Genomic DNA, 24,439 nt, shown 5'->3' on the forward strand with positions numbered 1-24,439 from the left:
GAGAAGGGGGTTCCGACATGAAAAACAATCACAGCAGGCGGAAGTTTGCGATTTGGTTCGTTTGCTTGATGACGATAACGCTATTTCCAACAGCTGCATTCGCGGATGTGCCATACCGAACATTTACGAAGGATAGCTATGGTCGTACGATTATGACCCAACCTGCCTATGCACCGAAAGGCGTCATCGCAAGGGATATCCCTACGCTGAACCAGCAAGGGGAGGTCAGCTATACGCCCTTGCAAAGACCTCAAGACTTGTTCATTGATCGTCAGGACCATATCTATATCGCCGATACAGATAACAATCGAATTATTCATTTGGATCCGAGCGGAGAGCTGGTACGGATCCTTACGCTGCCAGAGAGTCCGCTGAATCAGCCGCAGGGGGTATTTGTGACCGAAAATGGGGACCTCTTCATTGCGGATACCGGCAATAAACGAGTCGTACACACGGATAAGGAAGGTCGGCTCGTTCAAGAGCTGAAGCGGCCGAAGTCGAGCTTCATGAATGATCAATTTGTGTATGAACCGACGAATATGGTCGTTGATAAGCGCGGATTCATCTATGTGGTATCGAAAGGGAGCTACAACGGTATTATCGAATTCGATCCGGAAGGCAATTTCCTCAAGTTCTTCGGAACGAACAAAACGGAAGTCAATCTGATGGACAAAATCCGTAGACAGTTCTATACGAAGGAGCAGCTGAGTCGACAAGTTCGATTACTTCCTGTTACGATCCGTAATATTGAAATTGACGATCAAGGCTTTATCTATACCGTCTCAGGTTCCAAATCGGAGCAAGTGAAGAAGTTGAACATTCGCGGCGAAGATTTATGGAAAGAGAAGGATATCGACTTTGATAAAAATAAAGCATATCGGCGTACTAGCAGTGAACCGATTGAGCCACAGTTAACAGATGTTTCCGTCGATCAGAACGGGAATATTATCATGATCGATAAGTCACGCAACATCATTTCGCAATATGACGAGAATGGCGAATTGTTGTTCTATTGGAGCGGCAGTTCAACAACGGGAAATTCATTAATCGGGTTAACCAAAGCACCAACGGCTGTCGCAACCAATTCTCGGAACGAAGTGTTCATTCTGGATGAAGCGCTCAATCTCGTTCAAGTGTATAAGCCGACGGAATTTGGATCGACGGTACAGGCGGCATACAAGTTCATGCAGGATGGCAAGTATCTTGAAGGCGAGAAATATTGGACCAAGGTGCTGAAATTAAATGCGCATTTCTCCCCTGCTTTTCAAGGGATTGCGCAAGCGGCCTTCTATCGTGAGGACTATGAGTTAGCGCGTGACATGTTCAAGCTCGCTGGGGATGAGGGTGGATTCTCCGATTCCTTCTGGCAGCTGCGACTCGGGTGGTTCCAGAAGAATTTCTCGATCTTTGCGAATATACTCATTGTACTGGCCGTCTTGATCTGGATTCTCGGACTTTTGAAGCGGAAGTATAAATTCAGGATTCTACCGAAGACGACCCTGCTCGATCGGCAGCGCTGGTATCAGCAATTCAAGCATGTGTTCTATATTCTGAAACACCCGATTGATGGTTTCGGCGATCTTAGGTATCGGCAAAAAGGCAGTTATATCAGTGCCTTGATCTTACTCATCTTGACGCTTGTCATGATTCTGGTGAAGACGTTCTACTCCAGCTTTACATTCAATCCAGTCCCGGATTATGAGAAGGGTGCCAGCTCGATGCTGATCATCTTCATGTCGGTCTGGCTGTCTTGGGTCGTCTGCAACTACTTGATCGGTTCCATTCGGCAAGGGGAGGCAAGGTTCAAGGACGTATTCATGGGCAGCTCTTATGCGCTGTTCCCAGTTGTACTATTTGGTCTGCCGCTTGCCCTGATCTCGAATGGGCTGACCTTAAGTGAAGCATCCATTTATCATTCGATTGAATGGGCGATGCTGCTCTGGAGTGGGCTGCTGTTCTTCTGGAATATCCAGGCGATGCAGAATTATGGTGTGGGAGAGACGGTCGTCAACATTCTGCTCACCGGAGTGACCATGATGATTCTGTGGATTATGATCTTCATTCTGGTCGGCCTGTCTTCCGAGTTCAGCAACTTCATCTATACGATTTATCAGGAGGTATCGATGTGATGCGATTATTTCGTTCGAAGAAATTACTGCTATCGGTGACTGCATGCATCATATCTGTATTAACGGTTGTCGGGCTTATTTTCGCAGCATCGGGCTCAGATTCGCAATCTAAGCAACAATCGGCTGAACAGTCTAGCGAGCCATCAACAGCTCAACAAGCGACGGTGAAACCGGCCAGCGTGAAGGTCGCCGCAGCTGGTACACCAGTTGCGAGTGGGTTGCCAGATGAACGTACATTCAAGCCCTTGGTAGAGAATCAGCGATTGCAGTTAAAGGTCGATGCGAGTACAGGCCATTTCCTCGTGGTGAATAAGCAGACGGGAGATGTATGGCGTTCCTTCCCGAACCCGAAGAATTGGAAGGAAAAGTCCAACACGGCAGCGTGGAAGGACCATCTCGCCTCGCCCTTCATGTTCCGTTATGTTGAATTCAATATTCGGAAAGACTTGCTCAAAGAGTCGAACCTCATTGCACAGAAGGGAACGGTCTCACAATTTGAGGCGACAGAGCATGGATTCAAAATTCAATATGAGCTCCCAGAGCTTGGCTTCTCGATTCCCGTGGAAGTCACCCTCGGAGATGATTTTGTTGAGACGAAGGTGCTATCCGAAGGATTGAAGGACGAGAGGGTATACACCGCGGAAGAATTGAAGACGAAGAAAAAAGATCCGCTGGCTAGGCTCGTATCGATTCGTCTCTTCCCTTTCCTTGGGGCGCAGACTTCGGATGAGGAGAATGGGTTTCTGCTCATTCCAGATGGATCAGGAGCTTTAATCGATTTCAAAAAATATCGTGCAGGTACCCAGAACTTGTACACGGAACGCGTATATGGCGATGACTGGGCCTATAGCAACCGCAATATCATGTCCGATCGCAAAGCGATCAAAATGCCGTTCTTCGGCATCAAGTCAGCGAACCAGGCGATGGTTGGTGTCATCCGTGAAGGGGACGACTATGCGAACGTTGTCGCTGCGCCTTCCGGGTCATTCAGTCAATACAATTGGGCGACGGCAGAATTCGAATATCGCTTCAAGTTCTTCCAACCAACCGATACGAAGAAGAAGAACGGTTATCTGATGTACAGCAAAGAAATAACGAAGTCTGATCGTTCCGTCAGGTATTACTTTATCGATCAGCCTGAGGTTGATTATGCGCAGATGGCAGATCGGTACCGTCAATATTTGATCGATGAACAGGGACTGAAGCCGCTTCAAGGCAAGAATGCAGACATGAAGCTTCAGCTCCATATCCTAGGGGCTGACACGGAGACAGGCTTCTTATGGGACTCCTACCTGCCTCTTACGACAACCGCAGAGGCCAAAGAAATTGTGCAGGAGCTCGGTGCACTCGGCGTCGATGACATGTCCATTACTTACTTGGGCTGGCAGAATGGCGGGTTTAGTAAATTCGGGGGGGCGTTCCCGGTCGGCTCGAAAATTGGCGGGAATGAAGGCATGCAGCAATTCATTGATTTTGCCCATACGAGCGGGTTTCCGGTTTATATGGACGCCTCATCGTATACGTTCAACAATACCGGCAAAGACGGCTTTCGCGTGAAGCGGGATGGACTTCGGGACCTTGGTTCATCCGTCATCGAATTCAATTCTTGGGATGATCAGCGTACGACGTTCGTCAGTCCAAAATTCATGCAGAAGGTGATACAGGATGATTTGCAGGACGCGAAAGATCTGATGGTGGACGGTTATATGTACGGTCAAGGGGTCGGCAATCAGTTAAATACCGACTATAACGAGGATCACAAGGTATCAAGAGAGGAATCGATGCATATTCAGCAGGAGATCATGAATCAGACGAAGCAGTCGCTCGGGAACGTGCAAGTCGCGGATGGGAATTTGTATACCTTGCCGTATGTGAATCATATGCACAATATGTTCGCGAGTAACTCTTATGATCTGTTCGTGGATCGCGCGATTCCTTTTACGCAGATGGTTCTGCATGGTCTCGTTACTTACTCATTTGACTATGCCAATTTAAGTGATGATTATGAGGAGAGTTTCTTGAAAGGAATCGAGTACGGGGCGGTGCCATCTTACATCGTCACGTATGCCAAACCGGAGGAACTGCTCAAGTCCCTTCATTTGGATCGATTCTACAGCACGTATTATAAAGATTGGATTCAAGAAATCGTATCGCAATATCAGCGTTATACGGAAGCGCTGGGTGATGTCCAAGGCGAGTTCATCGAGAATCATCGCGAGTTAGCGCATGGGGTGTTCGAGACGACTTACGCGCATGGCAAGCGCATTATTGTCAACTACAATGAGACGCCGTACAACCTCGACACACAGCATGTGGTGAAGGCGAGAGACTTTATTGTCATTAAGGGAGGTGCGTGATGGAATGAGTCGAAAACGCATGCTTACCGCTCGGTCTTTACGGAGGCTCGAAGGGACGCTGTTTATAGCCCCTTGGGTGATTGGATTTATCGCGTTTTTAGGGTTTCCGCTTCTTTTCTCACTCTACATGAGCTTTCACACGGTTAAGATTCTACCGAATAAGGTCGCTTATGATTTTGTCGGTCTGAAATTTTACCGCGAGATTATCCTGAACAGTTCTGCGCTCTATGATAAATTGATCCCTTATTTTCAAGAAGTAGTGCTTATGGTGCCGGTGATCGTCATTTTTGCACTGATGATCTCGATTCTGCTCAATCAGAAGCTGTACGGTAGATTCCTGTTCCGTGCGATTTTCTTCCTGCCAGTGATCTTCTCGACCGGCGCGGTACTGCTGCAGTTTATTAATCAGGGGGAAGGGAACCTCGGATTCCTAGAGAGATTTGAGCTTGGCGGCTATCTCGATACCTTCCTCGGGGACAGCTCTTGGGCGAAGCCGGTGAAGGAGGTTCTGAATCACTTTGTACTCGTCTTGTGGTACTCGGGAGTTCAGATTCTGATCTTCCTCGCCGGGCTGCAGACCATCTCCACCTCGGCGTATGAATCGGCACGAATTGACGGGGCAACCCCGTGGGAAGTCTTCTGGAAAATTACGCTTCCTGCGATGTCGCCGTTTATTCTGCTCAACTTGATCTATACCGTGGTCGACATGTTCACCTTCCCATCCAATCCGGTCATTGAGCTAGTGAACACAGGGAATTACGGGTTTAACAGCGCACTGGCTTGGATCTATTTCTTCATTATCATCATTTTCTTGGGGCTTGTAATATTGATCTATTCGATCATGAATCGTAGACATGCTAAAAATTACGCCTAGAGGGGAGGGAATCGCAGATGCGGACCATATTATCCGATGCGAAGGGTCGTCGATTTCTAACGAAGAGACGGATCAGGCAAGCACGCAATTTGGTGCTCGGGAAAGAGATTAACCAAGGGCTTGTATTTAAGCTGATCCTGTACGCAGTCCTTATCATTACTTCATATATTTACATGAATCCGATGTTGAAGATGCTCGTGAAGATGGTCATGAATGTGAAGGATCTCGTAGATCCGACAGTAACATGGGTGCCATCCTCCATTTATTTGGGTCATGTGGCAGAGGCGTGGAAGCTGCTGAATTATGAGAATTCATTAATGATCAGCTTATTCATCGCCGTTAGTGTAGCCGTACTGCATTGTATCTCCTGCGGATTGGCGGGATATGCACTAGCTCGATTAGATGTACCGTTTAAACGAACGATCTTCTTCCTATTGATGCTTGCGTTCATTATTCCACCTCAGGTTATCATTCTGCCGACGATTATGGTCTATACCAAATTAGGCTTGAACGGTCATCTCATTACACTGATTTTACCGTCGATATTCGGGTTTGGGGTCAAAGGCGCCTTGTTCGTCGTCATCTTCAGACAGTTCTTCATGACGCATTCGAAATCTCTTGAAGAGGCTGCGAGAATTGACGGGGCGACGGCGCTGAAATTTTACTTCCGCGTGATGTTCCCGCTCGCAAGACCTGCGATCTTGGTCGTCTTCTTATTCTCCTTCGTGTGGACGTGGAATGACACTTATTATCCGCGGATGTTCCTCAGTCCGACCGGCGATATGCCGCTTGCGATGAAGATGACCTTCATCGATACAGCCTTAGGGCAATTCATTCAGAACGGTGGATTCCCGGAATATATGGCGGAGCCGATTAAGATGGGTGCTAGTTTCTTGACGATCCTTCCGCCCGTGCTGATCTATTTATTCGCACAGCGTTATTTTATCGAAAGTGTGGAAAGAACGGGCTTGGTCGAATAGATCCGTACTTTCTAAAGTATTGGTGAGTTGTAATCCTTGATGTCAATTAACGGAAAATAAATATTGAATGACGCTGAGGAGGATGAAAATGAAGAAAAATTCAATCTCTCTGATCATTGCTTTTGTTTTCTTGTTAACAACAATTCTGTCAGGTTGCAGTGGCAGTAATTCGGAATCAAATAACGAAACGAACCCGAATGATGATCCGGCCAGTAGAGCCGTGACGGATTTCAGCAAGGAAACAATAATTACGATTCAACATGAATGGGGTTTGGACCAGATCTCTGCCCTTATGCAGCCCATTGAAGATAAACTCCAGGCAGAAGGCAAGAACATTAAAGTTAAATGGATTCAAGGTCAGGCGACTTCGGAGGCTTTGCAAGAATTGAATGCTAGCGGTGTCGTCCCGGATATTATTTATACATCCAAAGGAATTGACGCCTTGAAGGATCTGGATATGGTAGAGCCGATTGATGAATTGTCGAAGATTTACGGAATGGATATCAGCAGTATAGACCCATCCATCGTTTCACTATTTCGTTCGTTCGATGATAAGGGTTCTATGATTGGCGTGCCAACGTTCGCTGATACGTATACGTTGTTTTATAATAAAGAAATTTTTGATATGTTCGGCGTTCCTTATCCGACGGACCATATGACATGGGATGAGACAATCGAGTTAGCTAAGAAGATGACAGGGGAACGAGACGGTGTTGTCTATCGGGGGCTGGAAATGGGATGGCAGAACAGTGTCACGGACGATACGCTCGCCCCGCTAAAAGAGCTTGTTACGAATGTCGTTGATCCTGAAACAGATCAAGTATTACTTACGAGTGAGCCGGCAGTCACAAGATATTTCGAACTCATGAAGAAGTTCTATAGCGTGCCAGGGTTATATGAACGCGACCCGAAGAAAGCAGGAAGCTTCTTTGCAAACGGTACGGCTGCGATGTTAGTCTCTTGGCCGACATATATGGAATGGGGAATTCCTGAGAATGTCCGAGCGAATACGAACTCAGTACTATTGCCGATCTGGGGAGGCGCAGATCAATATGCACCGACAACGACAGCTCATATGTATGTATTGAACAAGTACAGTGAGAACAAAGACGCCGCTTTCCAGTGGATGAAAGAAGTCGTAGCGGAAGACATGCAGAAGAAGTTTTCCGCTGCGGGATATCCGACGGTATTGAAGAATTCGGAAGCCATCGCGGTATTTGGCAGTGAAAAAGACATTTATGACGGCCAGAATGTAAAATCTTATTTCCCGGATAATGCAAAAATATTAGAAGGTAAAAGCTCGAAATGGAAAAAAATAGCCGAGAGTATGATCGTTGAAAGTTTGCCCGACTTTGCGAGTTCAGACATGAATATTTCGGAATATTTACGTAAGCTGCAAGAAAAGTTGGAAATGAAGATTGCGGATGAGAAAGCAAAGAAAGAATAAGGGAAGTAATAACGCAAACAAACCTTCGAACGAACGGGTTTGCAGATTGATTTTGATAGAACCTGAGGCATAGTCTCAGGTTCTATAAGTTTATATGTTCAAACCTCCAATGGGTTGAATGATACGCTTTGAAAGGAGAATGTCCAATGTTGTCTTTTCCAGCGCCAACGAATCAACCGGCTTATTTAATCAGCAACTATCTTCCGTTCAATCTGTTTCAAGCGCAACCCTATGGGAATGCCCTTTTCGTCTCTCATTGGCATGACCAAGTGTTGGAAATGGTCTATATCGTGAAGGGGCGAATGCAGCTCTTTATTGGGGGCTATTCTTATATTGGTGTAGAAGGGGATATTTTCTTTATTGAAGAGGGGCAAATTCATGGGGCATATTTAATAGAAAAGGAAGAAGTCCCTGAGTACTATGCTGTCTTGATCAACAAATCCATTTTGTTAGCTGCGGAATCGATGCACCTCGTTCATGAACCGCAATTACATGGTAAGCTGTCTTTACCTAGGATTTTACAATCTGGGGATGATCACTATCGTTACTTTAAAGAAGTCATTCTAAATATTGCTACTGAACTTCATACGAAAAAGATTGGATATGAATTGGTCATTAAATCTTATCTTTATCAGCTTGTCGTTACACTGACAAGAGTATATGGTTATGTGGCTGCTGAGAGTCCTACTGAACGTGCAAATCGAAGAAAGACAGAGGATTTTCGTGACGTTATGATGTTTGTAGAGGAACATTACGGCGAGGAATTCACACTGAACGATATATCAAGGATCGCTAGAATGAGCCCCTTTCATTTTTGTAGGACGTTTAAAAAGATAACAGGACAAACATTTATAGAGTATGTTAATTTGTGTCGGATCAGAAAGGGGGAGGAGATGATTATGAATTCAAGTTTACCCATTACACAAATTGCTCACCGGGTGGGATTCAATGATATTAACTATTTTAACAGAGTATTTAGAAAATATAGGCAATGTTCACCTTCCGAATTCCGCAAACAAACTGCGCAAGGTATAAACAATCATTCACCGAATTCTACTGAAAAACCGTAAGGCGCCTAGTCATACCCCCGTCAAGTAGACATATTCTTCTACAGACCACACAAAATATCCCCTCCAAGTTCACTCTACTCATCTCTCAGGGTAGGATGAGGTTTTTTTGAGTGTCTCCTTAAAGGGGATAATATTACCCGCGAATGGTCTTTACGGTTCTTTTTTTAGGTTTTTCTCATTATTTTTTCGTGGTTTCTTGTTGCGTTTTGGCCTCTTTAATTGCCGTTTCGGCTTCTTCTTTTGTTATTCTTAGAAATTCTTGTATATTCAGATCGGAATCAGCAAACTTTGCAAGGTCCAGGTTGACATATTGATCCCATAAGCTTTGTCTGCCTTTATAGGTTGCAGGTGTTAACTTGAACACAGACGTAACATCCTGCCCGATATAATTTTCGATATCCGAGCCATACTGATCGGCAACCTCGGTAAGCACAGGACCGGATGCCATTGATTTTGCGATTTTGGTCTGATTCGCTACAGATACATATTCCTTCAACACGCTGAATGCCGCATCTTTATGCTCGCTTTGATTGGAAATGACCATCGGTGTTGTCCCTAGTGCAGGACCAATATCGGGCTGATCAGCCCATACAGGTACAGGCAGCATGGCTATATTATTTTTTAAATATTCTACATCTTCAAACGGATTTCCATGAACGAAATAGGCGGTCCAAGTCACTGTCATTGCAGCTTGTTTTTTTGCGAACAAATCGACGTTCTTTGCTTCTTCAGATCTTACTTCAGGTATGCTGTAATACTTCTTCATCAGCTCTAAAAATTTGGAGAATGAAGGATCCTTCGTAATGAGCACTTCGCCGGTATCCGGATCTGTCTTATTCACGGCTAATTCTCTGAGCGGTACGGCAGCACCATCGCCAACATTCCCCCAGCCGCCCAGTTCAAGTCCAAGATAGGAAACGCCATTGCGCTGTCCTGTCATTTTTCTAGCCAAGTCGAAGGCCTGATCCCAAGTCATCTTCTCTGTAGGATACGGTTCGCCGAATAAATCGAATATTTCTTTATTATAGAAGAGGGACATGTAGCCTGTTCCGTCTGGAATACCGATTAATCTTCCCTCTGCATCCAATGATCGAATATAAGACACAAGTCCTGGGTTTAACGTGTCTACGTCAAAATTGTTGCTTTTTGCTAAATCATCAAGAGGGTGTATGATTCCTAGACTTTCGACGTGAGAAATTCCGTAGTTCGGAAAGATGATGTCAGGATTGATACCGCTTGCAAATAATTCCTGCAGCGACGTGGATTTACATTCGCAGGCAACCATTTTGATATCGATATTGGGCAATTTCTCATCAATTTCTTTGAATCGATTGTTAAAAATCTCTTCTCCCCATGGAAATGCCACGGTGATTGTGACGGGATCTGTGGACGTTCCTTCTGATTGCGGCGAGTCTTTTGGAGTATCGTTTTCCTGGATAGGTGTCTTACTTTCTTCTACCGAGCTAGCTTCATTTTTGCTATCGCTGTTTTCGTTCGTTTTTCCACAAGCTACGAAAAGGGTGCATACCATCACAAATAGTAATAATACTGTCCAACTTTTCTTTGCTAATTTCATTTAGTGACCTCCAATTAAATTTTTTATGGATTTAATACGTTTGCCCAAATGAATGATTTGCTCTATTTATGGAAATCCGGATACTCTAATTCTAAATCGAAAAAAAGATGGAGTCTCTATATAGCATTGCGCACTTGTTGGATTATTTTGCTGATTAAATCTTCACGCTAACCTGTGCTGCATGTGCTATATTTGGATTGATATGGAAGATGCAGGAATCTATCAATATGCAGCTGTCTATCGATGAGGATTAGGCTGACAAAGGGGAATCGAATATGAAGAAACAACTCAAGTTTCGTGAAGACGGTTCGTTTGTTATTGTGCAATTTTCGGATGTGGAATTTCTAGATGAATTTGATTATGACCCAGAGACGCCGCTCTATGACGCAGAGACGAGAGTGCTCATGGAGCGTGTCATGGACACAGAGAAGCCGGACCTTGTCGTATTCGCTGGGGATGTGGTAGCGAGTAACCGGGCAAGAGATCCGCTCGAATCGTTCCGCCGTGCGGTTGAAGCGGTAGAAGCGCGCGGGATTCCATGGGCCGCCGTGTTCGGCAATCATGATTCCGAAGGCGTGGTGCCGCGGAAGCAAATGCATGAACTGCAATTGCAATATGTGCATAACGTAGCGGAAGAAGATCCGGAAGGTGTAGATGGCGCAGGGAACTTCGTCGTTCACGTGAGAGGTGAAGATGATCATACAGCAGCGGCGCTCTATTTCCTCGATAGCGGTGACTATGCGCAGCAAGGCCATCGGGTTGGCGGTTACGACTGGATCCGTCGAAGCCAAATTGATTGGTACACGAGCAGATCGCGTGAGCTGACCGCGCAGAACGGCGGCGAACCGCTGCCTGCCCTGGCGTTCTTCCATATTCCGCTCCCGGAATACAACGACCTGTGGGATTTCCATACCTGCTATGGACATCGATTCGATAACTGGTGCTCGGCACCGAATATCAATTCGGGCATGTTCTCTGCGATGGTCGATATGGGCGATGTGATGGGGACGTTCGTCGGTCACGATCATGGCAATGATTTCTGGGGAGAACTGCACGGGATTCGTCTCTGTTACGGCCGATCGACACGCTATGTGAGCTTCGTGGACGGGGAGCGTCACGACCTAGTGCCGACAGGCGCGCGTGTGATTCGACTGAAGCAGGGCGAGAAGCAGTTCGAGACTTGGATTCGCCAGACGGATGGCAGCGTGGTCCATGAGCAGCCGGAGCATAAGCCAGAGGGGCGGAAGGTGTAGTGAGATGAAGAAGCGCAAACGCCGTTTAACGCGTTTGCGCTTTTATTTGTAGATTCATCGTGTTCGTTCGAGGTTAAGGAAGAAATCCGTTACACTCAAAAGGTATACTACGCTTAGTATGGATAATAATAACCAATCTAATAGAATGACCCAGATCGGGATGTAGCGATGGAGTCCGAACAGGAAGGAACAAAATGTACCGATTAGAAAGACCAAAATAGGAATGCTAACGAGACCCTCGGGGAGAATAAATCCTCCTAACCAAAACTTTGGATAGCAGAAAAACAAGATATTAATAAAGGTAATTGGGATTAAGAGATTTAAGCTGATATATAAAGTTAATCGTTGTGCTGTGCTCAAGATCGTCGACTCCTTACGCAATGGGATATGACGAAGAACATTTGACAGTAAGATGATATTTCCTTTTTATGGATGAGTCTTTTCGCGGATTAACAGAGATTTCTAAGAACCCTAGGAACCTTTGTCGAACATATTGAGAATTAGGCAGGGATCATCTATGTTAGAGGTAGATTCAAGCCCTAAGCGTGTTACTGCATGCAGGCATGAGCTTTAAGAGGCAACTCTTCTTGCGCGTGTCTTTTTTGTGTTGTCTCGTAGAATCAATATTTTAGCCTATGAATAGGAGGTCTACATGTGAACTGGCGACGGAATCTGTTACTTGGATTGACAGCAAGTCTGATGTGTTCCATGCTGCCGATTACCCCTTCGATGACGGCATACGGTGCGGTAAGTGGTGGCAGAACGAACAACATGGCGGAGGGCAAAACAGCGGTATCCTCTTCGGTAGAGGGGACGACGACATTTTACACTGCAAATGCATTTGACGGCAGCATGGTTACACGTTGGTCGAGCAATCGGACGGATGTGGAATGGATTTACGTGGACTTAGGCAAGTCGATGTCGATTAATACGGTGAAGTTATTTTGGGAGGCTGCTTATGGAAGCGGATACAAAATTCAAGTCTCGGACGATGGCGGGACGTGGAAGGATGTATTCGTGACCACGACAGGTGACGGGGGCACGGATGAAATCACGTTCGAGACAGAGAATGCGAGGTATGTCCGAATGCTCGGAACGAAGCGGGCGACGCAATACGGATACTCACTCCTCGAATTCGAGGTTTACGGTCCTTCACCTTTAACGATTGCATTAAGCCAAGAAGGTTGGAGTGATCAGGAAGTGACCTTTACGCTGCAAGTTGACCCTGCTGCGGAAGAGAATATCCGTGAGCTGCTCTATAAGCTGAAGAAGGACGGTACTTGGCAAAAATATACCGGTCCCGTCACTGTTCGGGAGCAAGGCGAGACGGATGTGTATGCGAAGATTGTGGGTGTCGATGGGAATGAAAGTCCGGAAGTCAAAGCAACAGTCCGCATCGATACGATGTTCCCGGTACTGCTCACCAAGTGGCGCAATAAATTGACGGGAGGATCGGCTTTTGATCCGGCGGATCAAGATATCGCGGCAACGCTTCGTGCGCTGGAGTCGAGGGTGAAGAACCCCGATACGACGGGCTATTGGGATACGCTGAATAAGGCGGCGAACCGTACGTATTTGTGGAGCGATCTGAATGCTCCATCTTCGCAAGCACAATATTCGGCTGATATTACGGCAGGCTACAATCGATTGAAAGACATGGCGCTCGTCTATGCGACGGTTGGTTCCAAGTATTATCAAGATCCACTTCTGCGCAATGATATTCTTGATGCGCTCGATTGGCTGTATGCTCAGCGATACAACGAGAAAGCAACCGAACGGGGCAATTGGTGGGACTGGGAGATTGGCTCGCCAATGACCTTGAACGATCTCATGGCCTTGATGTATAGCGATTTAACCGAGACGCAGCTAGCGAATTATATCCGAGCCATCGATAAATTCGTGTTCGATCCGACGAAACGGACGAATTCCCCGACATTAACCGAGACCGGCGCGAACCGCGTGGATAAGTCTCTCATTGTTGCACTGCGTGGCATCATTGGCAAAAATGGCACCAAAGTCGCGCAAGGACGTGATGCGCTCTCGCAAGTATTTGCTTATGTAACGTCGGGTGATGGGTTCTATAAGGACGGTTCTTTTATCCAGCATTCCAATATCGCCTACACCGGAAGTTATGGGTACGTGCTCATCGATCATCTAGCGGATCTGCTCGTGCTTTTGAAAGGTTCTAGCTGGGAAGTGACCGATCCAGGGACGAGCAATATTTACCGCTGGATTCAAGATTCTTTCGAGCCGGTGATTTACAAAGGCGTCATGATGGACATGGTGCGCGGCAGGGCGATCTCGAGAAAAGCTTGGCAGGACGATACGATCGGGCAATCGGCCGTCGTTATTTTGCTCCGATTATCCCAGGCTGCACCAGCGGAGGAAGGGGCCAAGATCCAGCGTATGGCAAAATATTGGATCGAGTCTAGTGGATCTGGCTCTTCGTTTGCAGCAGGACTCCCAATTTCGGATATGCAGCTCGTCAAATCTCTCTTGCAAGATACGGGCGTTACGCCGAAAGAGGAGCTTGTCCTGCATAAGCAGTTTCCAGCGATGGATCGGGCGGTACACTTGCGTCCAGGGTTTGGATTCGGCATCAGCCTGACTTCGAAGCGTATCGCGAATTATGAGACGGGGAACAGTGAGAACCTGAAAGCTTGGTATACAGGCGATGGCATGACCTATCTATACAATCAAGATCTAGCGCAGTTCAATGATGACTTCTGGCCGACGGTGGATTCGTATCGGTTGCCTGGAGTAACCTCAGACGGGAAGACGCGAACGAGCGGTACGAATGATCGGACTTGGGTAGGCGGATCGTCATTGGAAGGAAAATACGGAGCGGTTGGGATGGATGTGGCTCCACGGGGCAGTACACTCCGGGGCAAAAAATCTTGGTTCATGTTCGATGACGAGATTGTAGCGCTTGGCGCAGGGATTCAGGCGACCGATGGGAGCGGCGTCGAGACGATCGTGGAGAATCGCAAACTAAATGCTAGCGGGGACAACGCGTTGACGATCAACGGGGTATCGAAATCGGCGGCGCTAGGCTGGAAAGAGACTGTTCCCGGCGTTCACTGGGCGCATTTACAAGGGAATGTGGCAGGCTCTGATATCGGGTACTATTTTCCGCAAGCAACGGATGTTGTAGGTTCACGAGAAGCACGTACGAATGCGTGGTCCGATATTAATCAGAAGCTCGAATTTACGGATACGGAATCGATAACGCGCAATTATCTCTCACTGGCTGTTGGCCATGGGACGAACCCGACGGATGCATCTTATGCCTATACATTGCTTCCGAATAAGAATACCGAAGAGACACAGCAATATAGCGAGAATCCCGATATTCGCGTGCTCAGTAACACCGGGGATCTTCAAGCGGTGGAGGAGACGAAGCTCGGCGTGACGGCATTGAATTTCTGGAAAGCAGGGACGTCGGGTGAGCTGACGGCATCAAGCCCAGGTTCAGTTATGCTCCGCAAGAAAGGCAGCACGTGGAGCGTAGGTGTCTCTGACCCAACACAGACGCAATCGAAGATCACGCTGGAATGGAATCGCTCGGACCTTACCGTAGCAAGTAAGGACAGCACCGTTACGGTACTTCAGACGATGCCATCGCTCAAAGTAGAGATTCAAACCGCAGGCTCGAAGGGAGCGACGCATGCATTCCAACTCCAGCAAGCGGTTGCCGCACCGATTGTTGTACAATCGACCCCTGCCAACGAGGCCAAGGATGTACCACTGAATCAAGAACTCTCGATTCAATTCGATCAAGAGGTGAAGCCAGGGCAGACATTCGATCAGATTCAATTGAAGCAAGGAGAGATCGTGGTACCTGTTGTGATTAAGGTCGAAGGTAGCACGCTTCGTCTGAAGCCGAGCAGCAAGTTATCGCCGGAGCTTCAGTATACGATTTTGATTCCAAAGGGAGCCGTACAGAATAACGGGGGAAAGGGGATAGATGCATATAGCAGCACATTTACGACGGTTGCGATGAAGACGAGTGCAACGTTAAGCGCTCCAGCGAAAGTCACGGCGGGGCAAGAAGTGCAGGTGCTTCTTGGGCTGTCACAAGTGAAGGAACCCGTATTTGCGCAGGATATTCGACTAAGCTATGATGCGAGTCGATTTGAGTTTGTGGAAGGGAAACCGAATCGTGAAGGGCTTCAAGTGCTAGAGACTTCCCAGCAAGAACCGGGCCAGGTTCGCTTCATCACAGCGAGTGCAGGCGCAGAGAATGCAATATCCGGTGATGCGAACTTACTGAAGCTTACATTCCGGGCGAAGCAAGTGACAGCGGCAACGCTCGGGAACATCGGAGTCGAATCGGCAATCCTTGGCGATGCGCGTGGAGCGGAGACAGCTGCAGCTCTGGCATCGATAACGATTGAAGTCGTTCCGGCAGGACCGGTCATTCCTGAAGATGTGAACGGAGACGGCGTCGTCAGCATCGGCGACCTTGCGATCGTAGCGGCGAATTACGGCGCATCCGAGACGGATGCTGGCTGGGCGCAAGCGAAGCGAGCCGATGTGACGGGCGACGGCAAGGTTGATATTGATGATCTGGCGATGATCGCACGGAAGATGCTGAATTAATTGGAAATACGGATAGGAATAAAAAAGCAGTGAAGCACACTGCCCCTAGCCTGCAATTGCAGGCTAGGGGCTTATTTTATTTGGAATGTTGAGGAGCACAGACTTGATTTGGTGCAGGCTTTATTGGTGCACCCATTGGATAATGATGTAAATATCTTTATACTAACAACATATGACTTTGTTACGATGGAGGGGTTGTTGTTGCTGGAATTTGATCTAACATCTTTTCACGCGGTATTGGCGACGTGGTTTCGTGAGCAATTTGGTGAAGCAACCGAGGTGCAGCGAAGCGTATGGCGTGAAATTCAGCATCACGATCACCTGTTGATCGCAGCACCGACGGGTTCGGGCAAGACGCTCGCCGCACTGATGCCTTGCCTGGAACGGATTATTCGAGGGAAAGAACAAGCCCATGGGAAGCTCGCCAAGGGTGTGAAGCTGCTATATGTGACGCCGCTGAAGGCGCTCAATAATGACGTGCATCATCATATGCTGCAGTTCGCGGCCGAGATGGAGCAAGTCGCGGTGAAGTCGGATCTGGCATGGCCAGGACTACACGTAGGCATTCGGACGGGCGATACCCCGCAGCGGGTTCGGGCTGCGATGCTGCGTCAACCACCCGATGTCTTGATCACAACGCCGGAGTCACTTTATTTGCTGCTCACCTCGCCGAAATCTCGAGAAATGCTGAAGACGGTGGAGCAGGTGATTATTGACGAAATTCACAGTCTAGCCGGGGATGCTCGTGGCATGCATCTATCCGTTACGCTCGAACGGCTCGTCGAGCTGACAGGACGTTCACCGCAGCGTATCGGCGTCTCCGCGACACAGCGGCCGATCCACCTCGTAGCGCAATTTATGGGTGGATGGGAGCGATCGACAGAGGGAGTAGAATCATTAGAAGCGATCTATCGACCGCGCCTGGTCGGGATTATCGAGAGTAAGATGGACAAGACTTATCACGTGTCCGTAATGCTGCCGGATCGTACGCTGATGACGAACAATAAAGAAGAGATATGGGCTCCGCTCGTGGAGCGCCTTCAATCGCTCATGAAGGAGAATCGGACAACCCTTATTTTCGCCAATAATCGCAGACTCTGTGAGCGGCTGACACGGCATTTGAATTTGGAAGCTGGCACCGATCGCGCGAGAGCGCATCACGGGAGCATGTCACGCGAGAATCGACTTGAGGTGGAGCGGGCGCTGAAGGCTGGGGAGCTGTCATGCCTCGTTGCTACGTCTTCGTTGGAGCTCGGGATCGATATTGGCCATATAGATCTGGTGATTCAGATTGATGCGCCGCCAAGCACAGCATCCGGCATTCAGCGAATCGGGCGGGCAGGCCATGCTGTTGGGGATATTAGCCGAGGGACGATGATCGCTCGTTCACGTGGCATTCTCTCGGAATGTGCAATGCAAGCGCATCTGATTGCCCATCGGCAGATCGAAGCCATCCAGATTCCTTCGAATGATCTAGGGATACTCTCTCAACAAATCGTAGCGATGGTTGCAAGTGAGGCATGGTCTGTGGAGCGTCTTTATGCGGTTCTGAGACGCAGTGATACGTATCGCAGCTTAACCCAAGAACGGCTGCATGATGCTTTGCGCGTGCTATCGGGTTATTTTCCGTTTGTTCGGCCTTTATTTGAGTGGGATACAGCTTCAGGGATGCTAACGCCAACCCGAACGGCCTTGATGTCCGCGATTATGGGTGCTGGAACGATTCCGCAGAGCACCAGCTACCCGATCCACCACGCCCAGTCTCGACTGAAGCTCGGTGAGCTGGAAGAGGAATATATTTATGAGAGCCGCATCGGCGATGTCTTCCAGCTCGGGACCTCCTCTTGGCGGATTCAATCGATTAAGAATGATCGCGTCTATGTGGTCGAGGCGGCGAATGAAGTGAGCGAAATTCCTTTCTGGCGTGCGGAGGCGTCCGGGAGGTCCTTCGAATTATCATGTCAGATCGGTCAGTTCCATCAGTCGATTGCGATACGGTTAGAGACGGAGACGAAGGATGCAGTCAAAGACTGGCTGATGCGAGATTATGGGATGGACGCGAGTGCCGCAGAGCAGCTTGTCGGCTATATCCAATCACAGCTTGAAGCAGGACCGATTCCTACGGATCGACGCATCATTGTGGAGCATTATCAGGACGATCATCTGCGGCATCACATGGTCATTCACAGCTGGTTCGGCAAAAGATTAAATCGAACCTGGCAGCTTGTCCTGCAGATTAGTCTGGAACGTCTGTTCAACGCTCATGTGAGTACATCGCTCAAAGACAACGGCATTGAATTCATCCTTCCAGACTGGGATCTGCGTGTTGTGCAATCCTTGTTCAGTATGCCGTTACATAAAGTGGAAGAGCTGCTGGTCGATGCGATTCCTGCATCCCCTTTATTCGGCATGACGTTCCGCCGCGTCGCGGAGACTTCCTTGCTGCTGCCGCGAAGCTTCACGCGCACACCGGCATGGAAGCAGCGGCTGCGCAGTCAAGAACTGCTTCGTGCGGCAGTCCCGCATGCGGCTCAATTTCCGTTCATCGAAGAGACGATGCAGATTTGTCTGTATGAGCTGCTGGATCTGAAACGATTGAAGCAGCTGCTGACAGATATTCAAGCAGGAACTCTTGAATTTGTCATCGATGATCGCAAGACGCCATCACCTTTTGCGTGGCAATTCGCACTCGATTCTGCCAATAGTCAGATGTATGAATCCGATGCGATCGGCAAAGATATTCAGCTTCATCTGCTCAGCATCAATCGAGAGCTTGCAGGGGAGATGTTCTCTGCTTCGCTGCTCCCCGCCAAATCTGCGGAGCTGCTGAAGGAAGAAGGACATCACGTCCAGTCCTCGCAAGATCTGTGGACCTATTTGAAGCGTAAGGGCGATCTCAGTACGACAGAGCTCATTCATGGGACGCAAGATGCGGAAGAGACCTTACGGCTGCTCGACGAACTCACCCAGAGGCAACGGATTCAATGGATATCCCTTAATGGGGCCAAACGCTGGATTTGTTCGGACGAGGCAGATACGTATGCACGGCTGCAGGAAGATGCACAAGCAGCGGCATTCGTTCTGGAGCGATATATCGAGCGAGAGCTCTATTTTACACCGAGTCAGTTGATCGCCGCATATGGTCTGTCGGAAGCACAGGTAGACAAGTTCATCGAAGAGTTGTTGGAACGGGAGCGGATTGATCCTGCGCCATTCCAAGAATCCGAAGAAACGACCTGGATGAGTCGAACAGCAGCTGAACGGGCCATTCGCCGGACTACGGGGCAATTGCGCAAACAGGTTGAGCCTGTGGAGGCATCACGGTATGGTCATGATGTATGCAGTCGGCATTATTTGTATCGTCAAGATCAAGAGCAAGGCGCGGAGGGGCTTCGGAAAATTATTGCTCGCATGCAAGGGGTGTTCCTCCCGTTGTCGCATTGGGAGACGAGTCTATTCCCGGCTCGGATGCAGCTGTATCGTAAGGAATGGCTCGATCAACTATGCGCGGAAGGCGAGATTATCTGGGTGGGACGCCGAGAAGAGGGGGAGAAAGAAGGACGTGTTGCTTTTTTTCTCGCGGAGTCCAAGGCGTTGTATGCACCGCTCTGTAAGGCGACTTCACTCGAGGTTCACCCGCAGCTCGTAGAACTACTGCGAAGTAAAGGAGCGAGTTTCCTGACCGCCTTAAGCCGAGAGATGGCATGTGCTCCTTCAGAACTGATGGACCTGCTGATCGATCTGGTCTGGGCAGGTGTTGTTTCGAATGATCAGTTCTCACCTCTCCGATTGCATGGCTCGAAGCCAGGTAAATCCCAAGGTGCTTTTAAATCGGGGCTAGGACGATGGTATATGCTTGAGTCGCTTGCGGACCCGGAACTGCAGCTTGAACGAAGCGCTGCGGCTTGGATTGAGCATTTGCTAGACACGCATCTGATCTTGACCAAGGAGACGGTTGCGTCGCAATCGCTATTCACATGGGAGCAGATGTACGATGCTTGCAAGCAGCTGGAACAGATGGGGATGCTGACGCGTGGGTTCTGGATTGAGGGGATTCAGTCACTACAATTCGCCAAGCCGGAGACCCTCGAACAGCTTCAACTACCTATATCGATGGCGAAGGATCACATTGCGGTGATGACAGCAGCCGACCCGATGAATCCTTATGGCATCCTACTAGACTGGCCGGATATGTCAGAGATTCAGTTCACGAGGAGGCAGGGGAATTGTGTTGTGCTCGTCAATGGCCGCTGTGCGTTGTGGATCGAGAATAAAGGGAAACGAATCATGACTCTTGGAGCAGAACCTTCCACCACACTCGCGACTTTACTCGACAAGCCGGTGATGCAATATATTGTCCAGCGAGTCATTCGACTGACAAGTGCACGCAAATGGGTGATCGATACATGGGACGGTACAGCCATTGAAGCATCTCCTGCCGCGCCATTATTGAGAGAGCTTGGAGCCATCAAGGATCGAAATTCTTTTGTGATCTGGTCAAGCAGTGTAAATTAATCGTTAAAAAATAGAACAGCGTTTCTGACTGCTACATGAGCAATTCACGTTAGCGCAAAGTCCAAGATTTCCTGATACACTTCATGCCAGCCGCTATAGTAGTCAGCAACATCGCTGGGGTTGATCAGCTTCCTTTGGGACGATTCGTATTTGGCCGCAAAAGGGTGCAAGGCATGGATATCCATCCGATAGAACACCTGATACCCGATCTTCGGATAGGGACTGGTATCATTCCATTGCGAGTTCTCGCTGTGGTCAATGATCATATAGCCGAGCAGTGTGCAATCCCCTTCAACGTACCCCTCTTCCATCGCTTCCCGACGGAAACAAGCTTCAGGCGTTTCATCGATTTCAATGTGTCCTCCGGGGAAATCCCAGCCTCGATGATGAAGGTCTACCAATAGGAGTTGCTGATGATGGAAGCAGAAACCGTGCACGCTTGTGATGAGATGCCGTGGCGGGAGTTCAGTGCTTTGCTGCCAAGTTAATAGGACACGGGATGCGCCCCAGTCTACGGCTATGGTTGTCAATGCTATTCCTCCTTGGATAAAAGTCATGATCCAAGTCTAGCATAGCGCTCTTTTGCTGGGAATCCTCGGTAATAAAAAAAGCCCACTCTTCGAGTTGAAGAATGGGCTTCATATCTCTATTCCTTGATCTGTTTGCGGAATAATAAGAGGAACCAAATCAATGCGGCGAACATCAGGGTATGCGAAAGTCCAGCGATATGCGGAAGCCCAGCGAAATCCGCTCCTTCGATCTGCAAAATACCCCGGGCGATTAACGCACCGATCATAATGATGAAAGCGACATTGTAGACGATGAACCAGAGATTAAATTGCTTATGCTTGTGAATATCAAATAATTTGCACAGAATCAACACGACGAGGAAGAACAGAAAACCTAGGACGAGTAAATGCGTATGAGCGACGCTAAGAATGGATTGCCCGTCAAAGTCAGAATATTTGGTATATTCACGGTAGAATACACCGGCTAGCATGCCAATGATGAGATAAAAGAATGCTGCATAATAACTCTTTTTCATAGTGATGTAGACTCCTTAGGAATGATATGAATTGAAATATGTTCATGTACACGATTCATCATACGCGACGAATATGAACGGAGAATGAACAGAACATTACAACATCGTGCTGATCCAAGGCCGATTACAATCGGGATTGTTCTTTTGTAAGCGGGGCATTGATTGGTTTGCTGTGCGATCCCATGAGTGTCATCAGTGCTGGAAGCAGCATACCGCGCACGAGGAACGTATCGATTAAGATGCCCATTGCCATGATGAATCCGAACAGGAACAGCTCTTGCAACGGCTGCGTAATCAATACGCAGAACGTGGCTGCAAGGATGATCCCTGCGGAAGAGATGACACCGCCGGTTTTGGCGACGCCGCGGCTGATCGCTTCTTTCCAAGGGTAATGCTTCGCTTCTTCCCGAATGCGGGAGACGAGCATGATGTTGTAATCGACGCCGAGCGCGATCAAGAAGACGAACGTATACACTGGCAGTCGATAACTGATTGCTTCATAGCCGAGGATGTCGTGGAACACGATCCAGCCTAGACCGAGCGTAGCAGTATATGAGAGTAGCATCGTGACGATCATCGTGAAAGCGAGTTTGAGCGAACGTGCTTGGAAAGCGAGCATGCATGCAATAAAGATGGTGATGAGTGTGAAAGTAACGATGGTATCCTGCTTGTTCATGCCGCGAACATCGAGCTGTTGTGCCGTCTGCCCCGCGAATTGAAGCGTATTCTGTGCCGGATCGAAGCCGTTCTGCTCCAGAATGGCTTCGCTTTTCTCGCGTAGGTTGCTAATAACCTCTAGCGCTTCGGGGTCATAAGGGTTCGCCTGCAGCGTTAGTTTCAACATCAATGTGTGCTTCTGATCTGATAGGAACCGATCTGGCAGCTTTGCACCCGGCGCTGCGAGGTCATTCGTGATATTCGGACGGATGTCATGGATGCCGCCCTCTGCTTCGAGCGCTTGGGTGAGTTTCGTTAACTTCTCTACATAGGCAGCGTCGATGGCGATTTCCTTATTGGATTGGAGCAGCATCGTAACCGGCGCCAATTGACCTGGCGGGAACTGTTCTTCCAAGAGCTCGAACCCTTGCCGGGACGAGGTATCGCTCGGGAAGGATTTCATCAGATTGAAGGAGTAATTCATCCCTGCCACATTGATGGACGACACGATTAAGAAGAGCAATAGAATCCCAGATGTAAGGCCAGGTTTTCTCGTTACAACGCCGCCCATTCGGGTCCAGAAGCCTGGCTTCTTCGGCGCGGGAGCGAGTTCTTTCTTTGGCATGAAAGGCCAGAATCCACGACGTCCGAATAGGGTATAGATCGCAGGGATCAAGGTCAACCCGCCGAGCAGAATAACGACCATCGCGACGGAGAAGACCGGTGCGAAGTTATGGTACGGCTTAAAAATCGCAGCGAACAGTGTCAGCATCGCAATCAATACCGTCCCGCCGCTAAAAGCAATCGGTTCAGCGACTTGACCAAGCGCGACGCCCATCGCTTCATATTTCGAATCGATCGACTTCAAGGCCTCACGGTAGCGGGAGACGATGAATAGACAGTAGTCGGTTAGGACGGCGAACAACAGGATCATCATGATGGAGAGTGCCTGCTTGTCGACGACGAACCAATCATTTTTGGCTGCAAGCCCGAGGATGCGGTCGGTTACTTGGTAGACGAGCCCTGCAATGATTAACGGTATGATGGCCATCAGCGGCGAACGATAGATGACGATCAGGAGGATAAGAATGAGTCCGACGGTTGCGAACATCAGAACGAAGTCGGCATTCTTGAATAGACTCGTGGTGTCGGCAGCGATCCCTGCAGGACCTGTAATTTCAAACTGCACATCATTCATCCCGATTTGAGCGACTTTGTCTCGAATTTGCTGCATCGTATCGTAGACTTGAGCGGAATCGAGATCCTTTTCTAGCGCAATGTTGAGAAGGATCGTGGTCTGATCTTCTGAGAACATCTTGTCTTGAACAGGCTTCGGGAATTTGTGAAAAGGCAGTGCACTGGAGACATGCTCCGGCTTCTGATCCGACGACAGCCACGTGCTGACTTCGGCGATCTTGACACGTTCCTCGGTCGTGATGGCCTGCTTCGCATGGAAGACGAGCAGCCCGACAGGTCCATCCTCGGACGGGAATTGTTCGTTCATCAGTTGTTCAGCGATTGCCGAAGGCGTATTCTCATGAATGCTGCCCTCGCCGCTGCTGACGGCAAATTTCTTCGAGCTGGGTGCTACGCCGCTTAATACAATGATGACGACGAGCCATATGGTGAGTACGGTCCAAGCGCCTTTACGTGTGGTTATACGTTTTGCTAACGATTGAAAAAATCGGTGCATAGTTCAAGGCCTCCAATTCTATTTGGCGGTAGAAACTACCTCTGAACGTGGTCGCTCCTCTTTGAAGGACCTCGATCGAGGTTTTTCTTATACGATGCATTGTAGGTCTGGAATATGAACGCATGATGAACAGGGAATTACAAGTGTGGAGATATATGAAAAAAACCGAGATCCCACGCTGCTGGATGCAGAGGGGTCTCGGTTATTGCTGTGTAGGGATATGGTGGGGGAATAACTATAA

The 24,439-nt window shown here is 48.5% G+C and carries 13 protein-coding genes; 9 read left to right on the forward strand and 4 right to left on the reverse strand.

What is annotated here, in order from left to right:
- Positions 1-17: 17 nt before the first annotated feature.
- From ACFQZR_RS26315 to ACFQZR_RS26340, 6 genes are all read left to right on the forward strand, one after another.
- Positions 18-2,129: a YIP1 family protein gene (locus ACFQZR_RS26315; RefSeq protein ID WP_379351318.1), complete on the forward strand. Its 2,112-nt coding sequence runs from the start codon at positions 18-20 to the stop codon at positions 2,127-2,129.
- Complete coding sequence (locus tag ACFQZR_RS26320; protein ID WP_379351464.1) at positions 2,129-4,486, forward strand: DUF5696 domain-containing protein; 2,358 nt, start codon at positions 2,129-2,131, stop codon at positions 4,484-4,486. The genes ACFQZR_RS26315 and ACFQZR_RS26320 overlap by 1 nt, the downstream gene beginning before the upstream one ends.
- A 4-nt stretch (positions 4,487-4,490) precedes the next feature.
- Entirely contained in the window at positions 4,491-5,360 is an 870-nt protein-coding gene (locus ACFQZR_RS26325) for a carbohydrate ABC transporter permease (protein ID WP_379351319.1), read from the forward strand.
- Between the two features lie 17 nt (positions 5,361-5,377).
- Positions 5,378-6,340: a carbohydrate ABC transporter permease gene (locus ACFQZR_RS26330; protein WP_379351320.1), complete on the forward strand. Its 963-nt coding sequence runs from the start codon at positions 5,378-5,380 to the stop codon at positions 6,338-6,340.
- Positions 6,341-6,428: 88 nt separating this feature from the next.
- Positions 6,429-7,787, forward strand: a complete 1,359-nt coding sequence (locus ACFQZR_RS26335) for an ABC transporter substrate-binding protein (RefSeq protein ID WP_379351321.1) — start codon at positions 6,429-6,431, stop codon at positions 7,785-7,787.
- Between the two features lie 146 nt (positions 7,788-7,933).
- Positions 7,934-8,857 carry a helix-turn-helix transcriptional regulator gene (locus ACFQZR_RS26340; RefSeq protein WP_379351322.1) on the forward strand — a complete coding sequence of 308 codons (924 nt, stop codon included), beginning with the start codon at positions 7,934-7,936 and terminating at the stop codon, positions 8,855-8,857.
- A 178-nt stretch (positions 8,858-9,035) separates the two neighbouring features.
- Here ACFQZR_RS26340 and ACFQZR_RS26345 read toward each other — a convergent pair whose 3' ends face one another.
- Positions 9,036-10,433, reverse strand: coding sequence for an ABC transporter substrate-binding protein (locus tag ACFQZR_RS26345; RefSeq protein ID WP_379351323.1), 1,398 nt, complete (start codon positions 10,431-10,433; stop codon positions 9,036-9,038).
- A 275-nt stretch (positions 10,434-10,708) separates the two neighbouring features.
- Here ACFQZR_RS26345 and ACFQZR_RS26350 point away from each other — a divergent pair, with 275 nt between their 5' ends.
- The 3 genes from ACFQZR_RS26350 (at position 10,709) to ACFQZR_RS26360 (ending at position 20,803) form a co-directional block, all read left to right on the forward strand.
- Positions 10,709-11,686: a metallophosphoesterase family protein gene (locus tag ACFQZR_RS26350; protein WP_379351324.1), complete on the forward strand. Its 978-nt coding sequence runs from the start codon at positions 10,709-10,711 to the stop codon at positions 11,684-11,686.
- A gap of 654 nt (positions 11,687-12,340) precedes the next feature.
- Complete coding sequence (locus ACFQZR_RS26355) at positions 12,341-16,288, forward strand: polysaccharide lyase family 8 super-sandwich domain-containing protein (RefSeq protein ID WP_379351325.1); 3,948 nt, start codon at positions 12,341-12,343, stop codon at positions 16,286-16,288.
- A gap of 201 nt (positions 16,289-16,489) precedes the next feature.
- On the forward strand, positions 16,490-20,803 hold the full coding sequence (locus ACFQZR_RS26360; protein ID WP_379351326.1) for a DEAD/DEAH box helicase: 4,314 nt from the start codon (positions 16,490-16,492) through the stop codon (positions 20,801-20,803).
- 44 nt (positions 20,804-20,847) lie between these two features.
- Here ACFQZR_RS26360 and ACFQZR_RS26365 read toward each other — a convergent pair whose 3' ends face one another.
- The 3 genes from ACFQZR_RS26365 to ACFQZR_RS26375 all read right to left on the reverse strand — a co-directional run bounded on the left by ACFQZR_RS26365 (position 20,848) and on the right by ACFQZR_RS26375 (position 24,198).
- Positions 20,848-21,333: an NUDIX hydrolase gene (locus ACFQZR_RS26365; protein WP_379351327.1), complete on the reverse strand. Its 486-nt coding sequence runs from the start codon at positions 21,331-21,333 to the stop codon at positions 20,848-20,850.
- A gap of 116 nt (positions 21,334-21,449) precedes the next feature.
- Positions 21,450-21,848 (reverse strand): DUF2871 domain-containing protein, encoded by a 399-nt coding sequence (locus tag ACFQZR_RS26370; RefSeq protein WP_379351328.1) that lies wholly within the window; start codon positions 21,846-21,848, stop codon positions 21,450-21,452.
- A gap of 124 nt (positions 21,849-21,972) precedes the next feature.
- Positions 21,973-24,198: an MMPL family transporter gene (locus ACFQZR_RS26375; RefSeq protein WP_379351329.1), complete on the reverse strand. Its 2,226-nt coding sequence runs from the start codon at positions 24,196-24,198 to the stop codon at positions 21,973-21,975.
- Positions 24,199-24,439 lie beyond the last annotated feature (241 nt).

The sequence above is a fragment of the Paenibacillus sp. GCM10027629 genome, from assembly GCF_042676425.1.
Taxonomy (GTDB): Bacteria; Bacillota; Bacilli; order Paenibacillales; family Paenibacillaceae; genus Paenibacillus_K; species Paenibacillus_K terrigena.